Below are 17,071 nucleotides of genomic sequence, written 5' to 3'. Positions count from 1 at the left end.
GTGACCCTCCTGCGACTGACGAACTCCGCCCGAACCTCGCAAAAACCCTCAGCATCGAGAAGAGAAGCCGATGACCGAGCAGGCCACCGGGGCCCATCATCCGCAGCCCCGGCCCCGATCCGGCGGGCACTCCGCCCCCGTCGAGCACGTCACGGGCGCGCAGTCCCTCATTCGCTCCCTCGAGGAGGTCGGGGCGGACACGGTATTCGGAATTCCGGGCGGCGCGATCCTGCCGGCGTACGACCCGCTGATGGACTCCACCCGGGTGCGCCACGTCCTGGTCCGGCACGAGCAGGGCGCGGGCCACGCGGCCGAGGGGTACGCCCAGGCCACCGGCAAGGTCGGCGTCTGCATGGCGACGAGCGGACCGGGCGCGACCAACCTGGTCACCCCGATCGCCGACGCCCACATGGACTCGGTGCCGATGGTCGCGATCACCGGCCAGGTGTCCTCGAAGTCGATCGGCACGGACGCCTTCCAGGAGGCGGACATCGTCGGCATCACCATGCCGATCACCAAGCACAACTTCCTGGTGACCAAGGCCGAGGACATCCCGCGGATCATCGCGCAGGCCTTCCACATCGCCTCCACCGGACGTCCAGGGCCGGTGCTGGTCGACATCGCCAAGGACGCCCTCCAGGCGAAGACCACCTTCTCCTGGCCGCCGGTCATGGACCTGCCCGGCTACCGCCCGGTCACCAAGCCGCACGCCAAGCAGATCCGCGAGGCCGCCAAGCTGATCACCGCCGCCAAGCGGCCGGTCCTCTACGTCGGCGGCGGCGTCCTGAAGGCCAAGGCCACCGCCGAGCTGAAGGTCCTCGCCGAACTCACCCGAGCGCCCGTCACCACCACCCTGATGGCGCTCGGCGCATTCCCCGACAGCCACCCCCTGCACGTGGGAATGCCGGGCATGCACGGTGCGGTCACCGCCGTCACCGCGCTGCAGAAGGCCGACCTGATCGTCGCCCTCGGAGCCCGCTTCGACGACCGCGTCACCGGCAAGCTGGACAGCTTCGCGCCGTACGCCAAGATCGTGCACGCCGACATCGACCCGGCCGAGATCGGCAAGAACCGCGAGGCCGACGTGCCGATCGTGGGCGACGCCCGCGAGGTCATCGCCGATCTGGTGCAGGCCGTGCAGAAGGAGCACAGCGAGGGCAACCAGGGCGAGGCCGCCCGAACGGGATACGCGGCCTGGTGGCAGGACCTCAACCGGTGGCGCGAGACCTACCCGCTCGGCTACGACCGGCCCGAGGACGGCTCGCTGTCCCCGCAGGCCGTCATCGAGCGCGTCGGACAGCTCGCCCCCGAGGGCACCATCTTCGCGGCGGGCGTCGGCCAGCACCAGATGTGGTCCGCGCACTTCATCCAGTACGAGCAGCCCGCCACCTGGCTGAACTCCGGCGGCGCCGGAACCATGGGCTACTCGGTCCCGGCCGCCATGGGCGCCAAGGCCGGCCGGCCCGAGCGGACGGTCTGGGCGATCGACGGCGACGGCTGCTTCCAGATGACCAACCAGGAACTGACCACCTGCGCCCTGAACAACATCCCCATCAAGGTCGCCGTCATCAACAACGGCGCGCTCGGGATGGTCCGCCAGTGGCAGACTCTGTTCTACAACCAGCGCTACTCCAACACCGTCCTGCACAGCGGTCCCGACGACGTCAACCCCGAGGCCCGGGGCACGCGGGTGCCGGACTTCGTGAAGCTGGCCGAGGCGATGGGCTGCGTGGGGCTGCGCTGCGAGCGCCCCGAGGACCTGGACAAGGTCATCGAGGAGGCCAATTCCATCAACGACCGTCCGGTGGTCGTGGACTTCATCGTCCACCAGGACGCCATGGTGTGGCCGATGGTCGCCGCCGGCACCTCGAACGACGAGATCATGGCCGCCCGGGACGTCCGCCCCGACTTCGGCGACAGCGAAGACGACTGAGCGAGAGAGACGTAAAAAGACCATGTCCAAGCACACGCTCTCCGTCCTGGTGGAGAACAAGCCGGGCATCCTCGCCCGGATCGCCGCCCTGTTCTCCCGCCGCGGCTTCAACATCGACTCGCTCGCGGTGGGCGTCACCGAACACCCCGACATCTCCCGGATCACCATCGTGGTCGGTGTCGAGGAACTGCCGCTGGAGCAGGTGACCAAGCAGCTCAACAAGCTGGTCGAGGTCCTGAAGATCGTCGAGCTGGAACCCCATCAGGCCGTTCAGCGCGAACTCGTTCTGGTGAAGGTCCGCGCGGACAACGAGACCCGCTCCCAGATCGTGGAGATCGTCCAGCTGTTCCGCGCCAAGACCGTGGACGTCTCCCCGGAGGCCGTGACCATCGAGGCCACCGGGTCCGGCGAGAAGCTGTCCGCCATGCTCAAGATGCTGGAGCCGTTCGGCATCAAGGAGCTGGTCCAGTCCGGCACCATCGCCATCGGCCGCGGCGCCCGTTCGATCACGGACCGCTCGCTGCGCGCCCTGGACCGATCCGCGTAACACCCGCTGCGGACGCGTGCGGGCGGCCGGTCGCGCCGCTCGCCCGTATGCCGAGACCCCGAAACCACCTCGCCGCCCACCGTCATACGGTGGGACGCACCACCTGCACACATAGGGAGAGAACCCAAAGTGGCCGAGCTGTTCTACGACGCTGACGCCGACCTGTCCATCATCCAGAACCGCAAGGTCGCGGTCATCGGTTACGGCAGCCAGGGTCACGCGCACGCCCTGTCGCTGCGCGACTCCGGTGTGGACGTCCGGGTCGGTCTGCACGAGGGCTCCACGTCCAAGGTCAAGGCCGAGGAGCAGGGCCTGCGCGTGGTGACCCCGGCCGAGGCCGCGGCCGAGGCCGACGTCATCATGATCCTGGTCCCGGACCCGATCCAGGCCAAGGTCTACGAGGAGTCCATCGCCGCCCACCTGAAGGACGGCGACGCGCTGTTCTTCGGCCATGGCTTCAACATCCGCTTCGGCTTCATCAAGCCCCCGGCCGGCGTGGACGTCTGCATGGTCGCCCCCAAGGGCCCGGGCCACCTGGTCCGCCGCCAGTACGAGGAGGGCCGCGGCGTGCCCTGCATCGCCGCCGTCGAGCAGGACGCCTCCGGCAACGCCTTCGCGCTCGCCCTGTCGTACGCCAAGGGCATCGGCGGCACCCGCGCCGGTGTCATCAAGACGACCTTCACCGAGGAGACCGAGACCGACCTCTTCGGCGAGCAGGCCGTGCTGTGCGGTGGCACCGCCGCTCTGGTCAAGGCGGGCTTCGAGACCCTGACCGAGGCCGGTTACCAGCCGGAGATCGCCTACTTCGAGTGCCTGCACGAGCTGAAGCTGATCGTGGACCTCATGTACGAGGGCGGCCTGGAGAAGATGCGCTGGTCCATCTCCGAGACCGCCGAGTGGGGCGACTACGTCACCGGCCCGCGCATCATCACCGACGCCACCAAGGCGGAGATGAAGAAGGTCCTCGCCGAGATCCAGGACGGCACGTTCGCCAAGAACTGGATGGACGAGTACCACGGCGGCCTGAAGAAGTACGACGAGTACAAGAAGCAGGACTCCGAGCACCTGCTGGAGACCACCGGCAAGCAGCTGCGTGGGCTGATGAGCTGGGTGAACGAGGAGGCGTAAGCCTCGCGTCAGGGGGCCGGGGCATGCTGCTCCGGCCCCCATTCGCCACGATCTCCGACAGCACTCCACATTGGAGTTCCCCGTCCGGGTGATCCTTCCGCAGCGGCGCAAAACGAAGAGCGCGGCGCCACTAGACTGCTGCACAACATACGCGTCAGGCCCACAGCGTCGTGCGTCTTCCACGCGGCTAGCACCCCTCCGCCAGCGGCCGTCGGGACGGCCGTCCGCATTGGACTTGTGAGGACCCACGTGAGCTCGAAACCCGTCGTACTCATCGCCGAAGAGCTTTCGCCCGCGACCGTCGACGCCCTTGGCCCGGACTTCGAGATCCGGCACTGCAACGGAGCCGACCGGGCGGAGCTGCTGCCCGCCATCGCCGACGTCGACGCGATCCTGATCCGTTCCGCCACCAAGGTCGACGCCGAGGCCGTCGCCGCGGCCAAGAAGCTCAAGGTCGTCGCCCGCGCGGGCGTCGGCCTGGACAACGTGGACGTGTCCGCCGCCACCAAGGCCGGCGTGATGGTCGTCAACGCCCCGACCTCCAACATCGTGACCGCGGCCGAGCTGGCCTGCGGTCTGCTGCTGTCCACCGCCCGCAACATCCCGCAGGCGAACGCCGCGCTGAAGAACGGCGAGTGGAAGCGCAGCAAGTACACGGGCGTCGAGCTGGCCGAGAAGACCCTCGGCGTCGTCGGCCTCGGCCGCATCGGCGCCCTGGTCGCGCAGCGCATGTCCGCCTTCGGCATGAAGGTCGTCGCCTACGACCCGTATGTGCAGCCCGCGCGCGCCGCCCAGATGGGCGTCAAGGTGCTGTCCCTGGACGAGCTGCTCGAGGTCTCCGACTTCATCACCGTCCACCTGCCGAAGACCCCCGAGACCCTCGGCCTCATCGGTGACGAGGCGCTGCGCAAGGTCAAGCCGAGCGTGCGCATCGTCAACGCGGCCCGCGGCGGCATCGTGGACGAGGCGGCGCTGTACGCGGCGCTGAAGGAGGGCCGCGTCGCCGGGGCCGGCCTCGATGTGTACAGCAAGGAGCCGTGCACCGACTCCCCGCTGTTCGAGCTGGACGAGGTCGTGTGCACCCCCCACCTGGGCGCCTCCACGGACGAGGCCCAGGAGAAGGCGGGCATCGCGGTCGCCCGGTCGGTGCGCCTCGCCCTCGCCGGTGAACTGGTCCCGGACGCGGTCAACGTCCAGGGCGGTGTCATCGCCGAGGACGTCAAGCCGGGCCTGCCGCTCGCCGAGCGCCTCGGCCGCATCTTCACCGCGCTCGCCGGTGAGGTGGCCGTGCGCCTGGACGTCGAGGTCTACGGCGAGATCACCCAGCACGATGTGAAGGTGCTCGAACTCTCCGCGCTCAAGGGCGTGTTCGAGGACGTCGTCGACGAGACGGTGTCGTATGTGAACGCCCCGCTGTTCGCCCAGGAGCGCGGCGTCGAGGTCCGCCTCACCACCAGCTCCGAGGCCACCGAGCACCGCAATGTGGTGACCGTGCGCGGCACCCTCGGCACCGGCGAGGAGGTGTCGGTCTCCGGCACCCTGGCCGGCCCCAAGAACGTCCAGAAGATCGTCGCGGTCGGGGAGTACGACGTCGACCTCGCCCTCGCCGACCACATGCTGGTCCTGCGCTACGAGGACCGCCCCGGTGTCGTCGGCACCGTCGGCCGCATCCTCGGCGAGGCCGGTCTGAACATCGCCGGTATGCAGGTCGCCCGTGCCACGGTGGGCGGCGAGGCCCTGGCCGTCCTCACGGTGGACGACACGGTGACGGCGAACGTGCTGGCCGAGGTCTCCGCCGAGATCGGCGCCGCCTCGGCCCGCTCGGTCAACCTGGTCTGACCCGCTTCACGGAAGGCCGGACGCACCGAGGAGTTCCTCGGCGCGTCCGGCCTTCCGCCGTCTCCCGCCATTCCAGCCGACGCGGCGTCTCGCGCCGGGGTAGCAGAACCCGACCGCCTACCGTCCCTTCGAGGAGATCCTGTGAGGTTCCTGTGTATAACCTTTGAGACTCGACTGGGGTTTTGGGGGCCGTCTATGTCCCCTCCATGATCATTTGCCGGACCTGGTGGTCAGTAAGTTCCTGGGGTCGCCCAACAGGTGGGTGACTCTTAGGAATTCAGGGCAGTGATGGGGAAAAGGACAGGGGCCAGACGCGGTCGCGTCTGGCCCGATCCACAGCGGAGATGGGTGCAGCGGATAGCCGTGCCCTTGGCCGCCACGATGGTGGTTACGGTGCTCCAGGGAGCAGAGGGCGTGGTCTCCTCGTCGTCGGCATCTGCGGGCCAGGCCCACTCGGCGGGGGAGAAGAAGCGCTACGCCGCGTCGGCGGCGGACGTATCGTCGGCGCGCGTTGCAGCACGTTTGTCAGGCAAACGTGTTGAGGCTCTGTCAGAGCGGACCGAGACGTCGACCACGTGGGTGAATCCCCATGGGAGTCTGACCACGGAGCTGTCGGCTGGGCCTGTCCGTTTCCGGGACGGGGCCGGTCACTGGCGTGCGGTCGACCTGGACCTGGTGAGCAAGCCGGACGGGTCGGTCGAGCCGAAGGCGCACCCTCGGGGGCTGGCGTTCGCCAAGCCGGGCGGGAAGCGGCTGACCGCGCTGTCGCAGGGCAAAACGGCCGTTGCGCGAGATCTGGTGACCCTGGGCGAGGGGGATCAGCAGATCACCCTGCAGTGGAAGGGCGGCTTGCCCAAGCCGAAGCTGGACGGCAACCGCGCGACGTACCGCGGCGCCGTTCCGGGCGGCGATGTGGTTGTCGAGGCCACTCGTACGGGCTTTGAGCAGTACGTCCGCATCAACGAGCGCCCTGGCGCAGGCGGTTACTCCTACACGTTGCCGGTCAAGGCCAGGGGCCTGAACGTCCGGAAGCTGACGGACGGAAGCGTCCTTTTCACCGACAAGAAGAGTAAGAAGCGGGCCGTGATGCCGGCTCCGGTGATGTGGGACGCATCGGTCGACAAGCGGTCCGGTGAGCACACGCACCGGGCGAAGGTCGGCCTGGAAGTGGTGCACCGCAAGGGCGGTGTCGTAGACCTGGTGGTCACGCCGGACGCCAAGTTCCTCGCTTCTCCCAAGACGCAGTACCCGGTCACTGTCGACCCGTCGACCTCGTCGTTGTCGAACGTTTTCGATACGTACGTGCAGCAGGGTGAGACGGTCGACTGGTCCACTGACACCGAGTTGGACTTCGGTAACCCGGGGACGAAGAACGCCGACGGGACAGCGCGTACCGCGCGGTCGTTCATCTCGTGGAACACCACGCCGATCCAGGACGCGCTGGTTCAGAGCGCCAAGCTGTCGCTGTGGGACTTCCACTCGGGCAATACCGACTGCAAGGCCTACCCGTGGGAGGTGTGGTCGACCGGTGCGGCCTCGACTTCCTCTCGCTGGACCGCGCAGCCGGCGTGGACGGCGCAGAAGGCCACCTCGACCGAGACCACCGGCTCCCCCGGCTGCTCGTCGCAGCCGGACGGCTGGATCAACGCCGACGTGTCGACGCTGGTGCAGGAGTGGGCCTCGGCGACGGCGACTCGCGGCAACATGGGTCTGCGGGCCTCGGACGAGTCGGTGTCGGCGCAGTGGAAGCGGGCCAACTCGGCCAACGCGGCGTCCAATCCGCCGAAGCTGGTGGTGAACTACAACTACCGGCCGCGCACGGGCACCAAGCAGGAGGCCGGTCCGCCGTACTTCTCCTACAGCGGCTCGTACGTGGTCAACACCACGACGCCGACGCTGCGCGACACCTTCGTCGATGCCGACGGTGACCAGGTCGACGGCACCTTCGAGGTCCGCGACGCGGCCACCGACACCCAGGTCGGCAACTATCTGGTGTCCAAGTACGTGCCCTCGGGGCAGGTCGCCTCAGTGACGGTCCCCTCCGGTCTGCTCACCGACGGCAAGTCCTACAAGTTCCGCACCAACCCTTACGACGGGACGCACTACAACACCGGTTGGTCGGCGTGGAAGACGTTCACCGTCGACACCAAGGCTCCGTCCGCCCCCGCGAAGATCACGTCCACGGACTATCCGTCGGACAAGTGGGTCAAGGGATCCGGCCAGGCCGGTACGTTCACGGTCACCCCTCCGGCCTCGGACCACAACTGGCTGGAGTGGTCGCTGGACGGCGTGACGTGGACGAAGGTTTCCACCGGCGGCTCCAGCGCGGGCAAGAACATCAGCGTCACTCCGCCCAGGAACGGCACCCAGACCCTTCAGGTGCGGGCCGTGGACAAGGCGGACAACAAGTCCGAGCCCGTCGAGTACACCTTCCATGCCGGTCCGGGTGGTTTCATCGAGCCGAGTGAGGGCGAGCGCACCGCACGTCGGCTGCCGCTGGTGGCCGAGGCGGCGGCGAGCACGTATGACAAGGTCTCCTTCTCATGGCGTCGTTCGGAGGCGGACGACTGGGTGAAGATCCCCGCCGGTGATGTCACCAGCGGCGGCCAGACGGTGAGCGCGTGGCCGGTGCCGCTGACGAACGGCAAGAACACCAAGCTCACGTGGAACGCCACGGACACGGTCGACCCGGATGGGTCGGTGCAGATCAAGGCCGACTTCACCGGTTCGAGTGGGGCCTCGGGCAGCACCGAGCCGCTGACCGTGGTGGTCGACCGCAACGCGGACGGCGCCGCCACCGACGAGGTGGGGCCGGGCAGTGTGAACCTGCTGACCGGTGACTACGGCCTGTCGGCCACCGACGCTTCTTCCTTCGGGCTGACCGCCACTCGTACCGCTTCTTCCCGTGAGCCCGACAAGGGCACCAAGCAGGAGGGGCAGGCGCCGATCTTCGGTAAGGAGTGGGTGTCCGGCACGGTCGCGGAGGCGACCGAGTCCGACTACAGCAGCCTGCGCAGGACCTCCGACACCGCGGTGGCCGTGGTCGATTCCGAAGGCGAGGAGACCTACTTCACCGCCAACGCGGCCAAGAACGGCTGGATCCCGGAACCCGGTTCGGAGGACCTGACGCTCAAGGGCAACGTCACCGGCAGCTTCACCCTCACCGACACCGACGGCACGGTCACCGAGTTCACCAAACCGGCCGCCGACGCCACCACCTGGCAGGTCTCCTCCACCCTGCTGGACGGCCTGAGCAACAGCACCACCACCGTGGTCTCCGAAACAGTGACCGTGGACGGCAAGAAGCTGGCCCGCCCCAAGCGGGTCATCGCCCCGACCTCGGCGGCATCCGCTTCGGCATGCACCTCGGATCCGACGACCAAGGGCTGCCGGGCACTGGAGTTCGTGTACGCGTCGTCGACCACGGCGACCGCGGACACCTTCGGTGACTACGCGAACCAGGTCAAGGAGATCCGCCTGTGGTCCACCGCACCCGGTGCGGCCGCAGCCACGTCGAAGACGGTGGAGACCTACGCCTACGACACGGCCGGCCGGCTGCGTCAGGCATGGAACCCCCAGATCAGTCCGGCGCTGAAGACGGAGTACGGATACGACTCCAACGGCCGGGTCACCAAGTTCACCCCGCCCGGTGAGCTGCCCTGGACCTTCAGTTACGGCAAGGCGGGCAACGCCGACACCGCCGGTGACGGCATGCTGCTGAAGGCATCGCGTGCCGCGCTGCGGCAGGGCACCCCGGATGTGCAGCAGGGCACCGCGACCACCAGCGTCGTCTACGACGTGGCGCTGACCGCCGCCGCCGCCCCGTACAAGATGGGCGCCCCGGACGTGAAGGCATGGGGGCAGACGGACACCCCCACCGACGCCACGGCCGTACTGCCCGCCGATGCCGTTCCCGCCTCGAACTCCGGTGGCTCGCTCACCGCGAGCGACTACGAGCGGGCCGACATCCACTACCTGGGCGTCTCGGGCCGCGAGGTCAACACCGCCACCCCCGGCGGCCACATCTCCACCACCGAGTACGACCGCTTCGGCAACACCGTGCGGGAACTGACCGCCGCCAACCGGGACGTCGCCCTGGGCGCCGGTGCCGACGACAAAGCCACGCAGGCTGACCTCGGCATCGCCCAGCTCCCCAGCGCCGACCGTGCCGGCCTGCTGGACACCCGCTCGGTCTACAACGACACCGGCACCCGCAAGCTGGAGGAGTACGGCCCGCTGCGCCGGATCGACCTGACCGCCGACCTCAAGGAAGGCACCACCACCGCGGTCCCGGCCGGCACCCCGGTCACCGCCCGCAGCTGGACGGTCGACGACTACGACGAGGGACGCCCCACCGACGGCACCGCCAAGGTCAAGGACCAGATCACCAAGACCACCACCGGCGCCCAGGTACGTGAACACCCCGGTGTGCAGGGCGAGGCCCGTGTCACCCAGACCGTCTACGACTGGGCCAAGGGCCTGCCCACCAAGACCATCAAGGACCCGGGCGGCGCGGCGATCACCGAGACCACCGACTACGACGCCCAGGGCCGCGTCACCAAGCAGTACCTGCCCGGCGCCGGCGGCACCGATGCCGGCACCCGGGTGACGACCTACTGGTCCGCGACCGGCACCGGCACCTGCGCAGGGCGGCCCGAGTGGGCAGATCTGGTCTGCTCCATCAGCGCCGCCGGCGCGATCACCGGCGGCGGCTCCAATCCCACCCAACTGCCCACTACCACCACCGAATACGACTGGTGGGGCAACGCGGCCACGGTGACGGACACCGTGGGCGGCGCCACTCGCACCACCACCACGGCCTACGACAGCGCAGGACGCCCCGGCAAGGTCACCGTCACCGGCGGCGTGGGCCAGGCCGTGCCCGACGCCACCACCCAGTACGACCCGGCGACCGGCAAGGCGGCCAAGACCGTCTCCACCACCGGCGGCACCATCACCCGGGCCTACGACAAGCTCGGCCGCCAGATCACCTACACCGACGCCGACAACGGCACCACCACCACCGAGTACGACCTGCTCGGCCGGCCCGCCAAGGTCAGCGACAGCGTCCCCTCGACCGTCACCTACACCTACGACACCACCGCCGAACCCCGCGGTCTGGCCACCAGCACCACCGACTCGGTGGCCGGCACCTTCAGGGCCACCTACGACGCGGATGGATCAGTCGCCACCGAGAAGCTGCCCGGCGGCTACACCCTCGCCCAGACCGAGGACACCACCGGTGCCGCGGCCCAGCGCACCTACACCCGCGACAGCGACGGCACCCTCGTCTACTCCGACACCGTCACCGAGTCCGTCCACGGCCAGGTCACCAGCCACGCCGGCTTCTCCAGCCAGGACTACGGCTACGACTCCACCGGACGGCTCACCACGGTCCAGGACACCGCCCAGACAACCTGCACCCGCCGCACCTACACCTTCGACAACCGCACCAACCGTAAATCCCTGACCACCGCCGCAGGCACCCCCGGCTCCGACTGCCCCACCGCCGCGGGCACCACCACCAGCTACACCTACGACAGCGCCGACCGCATCACCGACACCGGCTACACCTATGACGTGTTCGGCCGCACCACCGCCGTCCCCGGACAGGGCACCTTCGGCTACTACGCCAACGACCTCGCCTACCAGCTCACCGCGAACGGCCAGCGCCAGACCTGGCAGCTCGACGCCGCCCAGCGCTTCCGCTCCTGGACGGTGGAATCCGGCAGCGCCAGCGCCTGGACCCAGACCGCGTCCAAGCTCAACCACTACGACGGCGACAGCGACAACCCTCGCTGGACCATCGAGGACACCACCACCGGCGCCCTCACCCGCAACGTCGAATCAGCATCCGGCGACCTCACCGCCACCACCAGCAAGACCGGCGACACCGTCCTGCAACTGACCACCATCCACGGCGACGTGGCCCTCCAGCTCCCGCTGGACACCGCCAAGGCCCCCACCACCCTGGACAGCGACGAATACGGCAACCCCCGCACCGGCCAGACCGCCACACGCTACGGCTGGCTCGGCGCCAAGGAACGCTCCAGCGAAACCCTCACCGGCCTCACCGTCATGGGCGTACGCCTGTACAACCCCACCACCGGACGCTTCCTGTCCACTGACCCCGTCTACGGCGGCAACACAAACGCGTACTCCTATCCGGCCGACCCCATCAACCAGTTCGATCTCGACGGCAAACGGTGGACGTGGAAGATCTGGCGGTACAAGAAGGTTCGCAGCTGGGGGTCCCGTGGGCTGGGCTACGGCCTCGCGGGTGTCAGCCGCTACATGGGCTACAAGTGCCGGTACCGGTATGGCATGAGAGTTTGCCAGGGCGGCCTGGGGCTGCACGCCCGAGGGGGCACAACTCTGGGTACCACCTACTTCACGGACCGCAATCCCAACTACACGACAAGGGCCCGGATCAGCCACGAGAAGAGGCACAGGCAACAGTGGCTTCGCTACGGCCTGGGTTTCGGCATTCGCTATCTGCGTGCTGGGGCAAATCCATGCCGCAATCGGTGGGAGCGGCAGGCGGGATGGAGAGCTGGAGGATACAGTTGCTGATTTCATTCAGCAGGAACGTCCGGAAGAGAGCTGCCGGTGTTGCCCTGACACTCGTCCTGAGTGGGCTCGGCACCTCCTGCGGCCGGGTTCCTGAACACCCCGGTGACGAGAGCCTGGTGCTGGGATTCCAGGTCACGGATCGCGAGGTCGAAGTCAAGGTGCCCATCTGTCCCGGCGAAAAGCTGGCCCGCGCCGAGGTGTGGGATCCGGGCGACGATTCGAAGAAGGAGAAGCTGCTTTGGTGGGGCGAGGGTCCACTGGGTGGACCCGCTGACAACGGGGTGCTGCGGCTCTGGTCGTCCGTTGGCTACCGGAAGTCCTCCAAGGCCCGCAGGCCATCGACGCTTCCCTCTCTCATCGATGTGTCCGTCACCTATGCGAACAAGGATGACTCTGTCGGAGACCTGATAGACCTCGGCAAGGCCGCGAACCACGGGCTGAAGGACGAGTACTGGACCAAAAAAGGGAAGCCCATGAGCGCGCGGGAAATCGATGGACAGCTCTCATGCGGGTCCGGTCGGTAGCCGCGAACTGAGCGGCCGACGAGGCAGCACGGAGCAGTCGGCTCGCCGAGCCGAAGAAGGAGCCGACCGGGTTGCACACCCCCGGACACACCGGGGCCACGCCCCGGGCTGGATCACGGCGGCGACGCCCGGGGTGACCGGGGTCAGCCGCTCGATGTGCTCGGGATGACAACCGCGTACACCACCGCCACGGCCACCATCCGGGCGCAGCGGTACGACACCGGGTCCCGGGCACTCGCCGAGGTGCGCGGAGTCCGTCGGGCAGGCAGACCGGCGGGCTGGCCTCGCCGTGCTTCTACAGCCGGGCCCTCTTCAACGCCATGTGCAGCAGCAGCCGGTCCTCGCCGTCGTCCAGGTCGAGGCCGGTCAGCTGTTCCACGCGGTTGAGGCGGTAGTAGAGGGTCTGGCGGTGGATGCCCAGCTCGGACGCCGTACGGCCCGCCTGCCCGGCGCAGTCGAGATAGACCTCGGCGGTCCGGGCCAGCTCGCGGTGGGCGGGGGAGAGGAGGGGTCCTGCGGCCGGGTCCTGCGCGGACTCCGGGGGGAGCGCGGTCAGCAGGCGGTACGGGCCGATGCCCCGCCACTGCGCGACCGGCCCGAGGTGCCGTTCGGCCAGCGCCGCCTGTGCCGCGGCGCGCGCCTCCTGCCAGACCGCGCCCAGCTCGGCCAGTCCGACGCGGGGGTCCCCGATCCCGGCGGCGGGACCGCAGGAGATCGGAAGAGCGTTCTTCCGATCTCCGCCGCCGCCACCGCGGCCCCGGCCCCCCTCGGCACCGCCCCCCGCGTCTTGCCCGAGGCTCCCCGCGCACCGGCGCCGGGACCGCTCGGTGCCGGTGCGCCCTCCGTCGTAGCCGCCCCCGGACCGCCCCGCACCCCGAGCGCCCCCCAGGCCCCCTCCGCCTCCTCCAGCACCCGGCCCGCCGCGGCGAGCGCCGGTGCCGCCACGGCCGTGGAGCGGAGCCGGACCAGTACCGCGAGGCTCTGGCCCGCCGCGCCCCAGGGGATCGTGCACAGGGCCGCCGCGTGCGGGACGGAACGGGCGGAGGGGGCGTCGTCCGGGTCGGGGGAGGGCCAGGGGGCCACACAGATCAGGGTGTGGGGGCCGTCCGCGCGAGGGCCGAGCGCGGTGCGCAGGTCGGCCACGGCCATGTCCCGCTGCCAGCCGCCCTCGGCGGTGAGCACCGCCCGCAGCTCACGGCTCAGCCCGGCCCCCGCCTCCGCCTCGTCCGCCAGCAGCGCGCCGATCCGGCCGGCCACCCGCATCGCGGCGCCGAGCTGGGCGTCTGTCGGCCCGGGCTCGCCCTCCAGGAGCCAGACGTAGCCGACGACGACGCCCCGGTGCCGCACCGGCAGGCAGATCCGGCCCCGGTAGACCCCGGCCTCGGGGCTCGGCGGGATACGGACCGGGCCGGTGGCGCGGGTGATGCCGAAGCCCTCGAACCAGGTGCGCACGCCCGCCGTGGAGCGCCGGGTCAGGATCGAGCGGGTGCGCACCGGGTCCAGTGCGGCGGCGTCCAGCTCGTCGTCGCTGTCGTACGCGCCGAAGGCGAGCAGCTCGAAGTCACGGTTCTCCAGGGTCGCGGGCGCGCCCAGCAGCTCCGAGATCTCGTCCACCAGTTCCTGGTAATCACCCTTGTAATCCGCCGCCACCCGGGCATTCTCCCCCATTTTCCGGCCATCTTCATACAGGTGTATGAGATCCCGGGCACGGATGCGTGACAGCTGTCGATGGCCGACGATCAGAGCGATCCGTAGGTTTCACGGTGGTTCTCCGTGCCGTACCCGAATCGTCGGGTGATGGCCTCGTTTGATGCTTGTCTGTGGAGGTGCCCCGTGCTGGGTCCCGTGATTCTCGCCGCGTCGCGCAGCGACCGGATGCGTCGCCTGATCTCGGCGGCCCCCGTGACCAAGCAGGTCGTCGACCGCTTCATCCCGGGTGAGACGGTGTCCGACATCGTCCCGATCATCAAGGACCTCACGGCCAAGGGCCTGGAGCTGACGATGGACGTCGTCGGCGAGGACATCACCACTCCGGAGCAGGCGACCATCGCCCGCGACGCCTACCTGGCGCTGATCGACCACCTCAAGGAGCTGGAGCTCGGCGAGAAGGTCGAGATGTCGGTCAAGCTGTCGATGTTCGGCCAGGCGCTGGAGGGCGGCCACGAGCTGGCGCTCGCCAACGTCCGCCCCGTCGTCGAGGCCGCCGCCGCGATCGGTACGACCGTGACGCTGGACGCCGAGGACCACACCACCCTCGACTCGATGTTCGCCATCCACGAGGAGCTGCGGAAGGACCATCCGGGTACCGGCTGTGTCATCCAGGCGTACCTGTTCCGCACCGAGGCCGACGCCAAGCGGCTCGCCGAGGCCGGCAGCCGGGTCCGCCTGGTCAAGGGCGCCTACAAGGAGCCCGCCGAGGTCGCCTACCAGCAGAAGCACGAGATCGACAAGGCCTACGTGCGCATCCTGAAGACGCTGATGGACGGCGAGGGCTACCCGATGGTCGGGTCCCACGACCCGCGCCTGATCTCCATCGCGCAGGAGCTCGCTCACAAGGCCGGTCGTAAGCTCGACGAGTACGAGTTCCAGATGCTGTACGGCATCCGCGGCGACGAGCACCTGCGGCTGGCCGCGGAGGGCCACCGGATGCGCGTCTACACGGCGTACGGCACCGACTGGTACGGCTACTTCATGCGCCGTCTGGCGGAGAAGCCGGCGAACCTGCGCTTCTTCCTGCGCAGCATGGTCAGCAAGGGCTGAGCCCACCACCCGCTCACGTACAAGGAGTTCGGATCTCATGGACGCTGTGACCCAGGTCCCCACCCCCGTCAACGAGCCGGTGCACGGCTATGCCCCCGGCTCGCCCGAGCGCGCCCGGCTGGAGGCCAAGCTCAAGGAGCTGGCCGAGAACCCGGTCGAGCTGCCGATGACCATCGGTGGCGAGAAGCGCCTCGGCGGCGGCGAGCCGTTCGAGGTCGTGCAGCCGCACAACCACAAGGCCGTGCTCGGCACCGGCCGCCACGCCACCCAGCAGGACGCCCAGGACGCCATCGACGCGGCCCTGGCCGCCGCCCCGGCCTGGCGCGCGATGGCCTTCGACGACCGCGCCGCGATCATCCTGCGCGCCGCCGAGCTGCTGTCCGGCCCGTGGCGCGAGACGATCGCCGCCTCCACCATGCTCGGCCAGTCCAAGACGGCCCAGCAGGCGGAGATCGACAGCCCCTGTGAGCTGGTCGACTTCTGGCGCTTCAATGTGCACTACGCCCGCCAGATCCTCGCCGAGCAGCCCCCGGCGAACTCCCCGGGCGTGTGGAACCGCATGGACCACCGCCCGCTGGAGGGCTTCGTCTACGCGATCACGCCGTTCAACTTCTCGGCGATCGCCGCGAACCTGCCCACCGCCCCGGCCCTGATGGGCAACGTGGTGGTCTGGAAGCCGTCCCCGACGCAGACGCACGCCGCCGTGCTGCTCATGCGGCTGCTGGAGGAGGCCGGTCTGCCCAAGGGCGTCATCAACCTCGTCACCGGTGACGGCATCGAGGTCTCCAAGGTCGCCCTGGAGCACCGTGACCTCGCGGGCATCCACTTCACCGGTTCGACCAAGACCTTCCAGTACCTGTGGAAGACGGTCGGCAACAACATCGAGAAGTACCGCTCGTACCCCCGTCTGGTCGGCGAGACCGGCGGCAAGGACTTCCTGGTCGCCCACCCGAGCGCCGACCGCGCGATCCTGAAGACCGCCCTGACCCGCGGTGCCTTCGAGTACCAGGGCCAGAAGTGCAGCGCCACCTCCCGCGCGTACATCCCGGCCTCCATCTGGAACGCCGGCTTCAAGGAGGAGTTCGCGGCCGAGGTCGACTACCTCACCATGGGTGATGTGACGGACCTGTCCAACTTCCTGGGCGCCGTCATCGACGACCGCTCCTTCGCCAAGAACAAGGCCGCGATCGACCGCGCCAAGGCGGACGCGACCTGCACGATCGTCGCGGGCGGCACGTACGACGACTCGGTCGGCTACTTCGTGCGCCCGACCGTCATCGAGTGCTCCGACCCGGAGAACGAGGTCTTCACGACCGAGTACTTCGGCCCGGTGCTCGCGGTGCACGTCTACGAGGACGACAAGTACGACGAGATGCTGACCCAGATGGAGTCGGTCTCGGACTACGCCCTGACCGGCTCGGTCATCGCGGGCGACCGTGCGGCGGCCGCGTACACGATGGAGAAGCTCCGCTACGCGGCGGGCAACTTCTACATCAACGACAAGTCGACCGGCGCCGTGGTCGGCCAGCAGCCCTTCGGCGGCGGCCGCTCCTCCGGCACCAACGACAAGGCCGGTGCCCCCCAGAACCTGATGCGCTGGACGCTGACCCGCGCCATCAAGGAGACCCTGGTCCCGCCGACCGACTACACGTACCCGCACATGGGCTGATCCTCAGCCCGCCCGAACGACGGGCCGGGAAGCCTGACCCCCGAGCAGGCTTCCCGGCCCGTTTCCAATTTCCCCGGCGCGCGTCGGCGGGCGGGCGT

The 17,071-nt window shown here is 69.1% G+C and carries 8 protein-coding genes and 1 pseudogene; 8 read left to right on the top strand and 1 reads right to left on the bottom strand.

The genetic code is table 11. The features are described from left to right. The first annotated feature begins 70 nt into the window (after positions 1-70). The 6 genes from ACLF5H_RS02625 (at position 71) to ACLF5H_RS02600 (ending at position 12,544) form a co-directional block, all read left to right on the top strand. On the top strand, positions 71-1,933 hold the full coding sequence (locus tag ACLF5H_RS02625) for an acetolactate synthase large subunit (protein WP_421674457.1): 1,863 nt from the start codon (positions 71-73) through the stop codon (positions 1,931-1,933). Positions 1,934-1,955: 22 nt separating this feature from the next. Then, positions 1,956-2,480 carry an acetolactate synthase small subunit gene (ilvN, locus tag ACLF5H_RS02620; RefSeq protein ID WP_037657258.1) on the top strand — a complete coding sequence of 175 codons (525 nt, stop codon included), beginning with the start codon at positions 1,956-1,958 and terminating at the stop codon, positions 2,478-2,480. A gap of 129 nt (positions 2,481-2,609) precedes the next feature. After that, complete coding sequence (ilvC, locus tag ACLF5H_RS02615) at positions 2,610-3,608, top strand: ketol-acid reductoisomerase (protein WP_421674456.1); 999 nt, start codon at positions 2,610-2,612, stop codon at positions 3,606-3,608. A gap of 249 nt (positions 3,609-3,857) precedes the next feature. Then, positions 3,858-5,447 (top strand): phosphoglycerate dehydrogenase, encoded by a 1,590-nt coding sequence (serA, locus tag ACLF5H_RS02610; RefSeq protein ID WP_421674455.1) that lies wholly within the window; start codon positions 3,858-3,860, stop codon positions 5,445-5,447. Between the two features lie 381 nt (positions 5,448-5,828). Continuing rightward, positions 5,829-12,020, top strand: a complete 6,192-nt coding sequence (locus tag ACLF5H_RS02605) for a DNRLRE domain-containing protein (protein WP_421674604.1) — start codon at positions 5,829-5,831, stop codon at positions 12,018-12,020. Further along, a complete protein-coding gene (locus tag ACLF5H_RS02600; protein ID WP_421674454.1) occupies positions 11,993-12,544 on the top strand; it encodes a hypothetical protein in 552 nt (183 codons plus the stop codon). Before ACLF5H_RS02605 ends, ACLF5H_RS02600 begins: the two co-directional genes overlap by 28 nt. Before the next feature lie 295 nt (positions 12,545-12,839). Here ACLF5H_RS02600 and ACLF5H_RS02595 read toward each other — a convergent pair. After that, positions 12,840-14,212 (bottom strand): annotated as a pseudogene (locus ACLF5H_RS02595) (PucR family transcriptional regulator). Positions 14,213-14,377: 165 nt separating this feature from the next. Between ACLF5H_RS02595 and ACLF5H_RS02590 the strand changes: the two are divergent. After that, entirely contained in the window at positions 14,378-15,304 is a 927-nt protein-coding gene (locus tag ACLF5H_RS02590; RefSeq protein ID WP_421674453.1) for a proline dehydrogenase family protein, read from the top strand. 37 nt (positions 15,305-15,341) lie between these two features. Beyond that, positions 15,342-16,973: an L-glutamate gamma-semialdehyde dehydrogenase gene (pruA, locus tag ACLF5H_RS02585; RefSeq protein WP_421674452.1), complete on the top strand. Its 1,632-nt coding sequence runs from the start codon at positions 15,342-15,344 to the stop codon at positions 16,971-16,973. Positions 16,974-17,071: the final 98 nt, after the last annotated feature.

It is taken from the genome of Streptomyces sp. LaBMicrA B280, from assembly GCF_049222185.1.
Taxonomy (GTDB): domain Bacteria; phylum Actinomycetota; class Actinomycetes; order Streptomycetales; family Streptomycetaceae; genus Streptomyces; species Streptomyces murinus.
The sequence above is the reverse complement of the archived record's forward strand: the minus strand, read 5'-3'. Positions and strand labels throughout refer to the sequence as shown.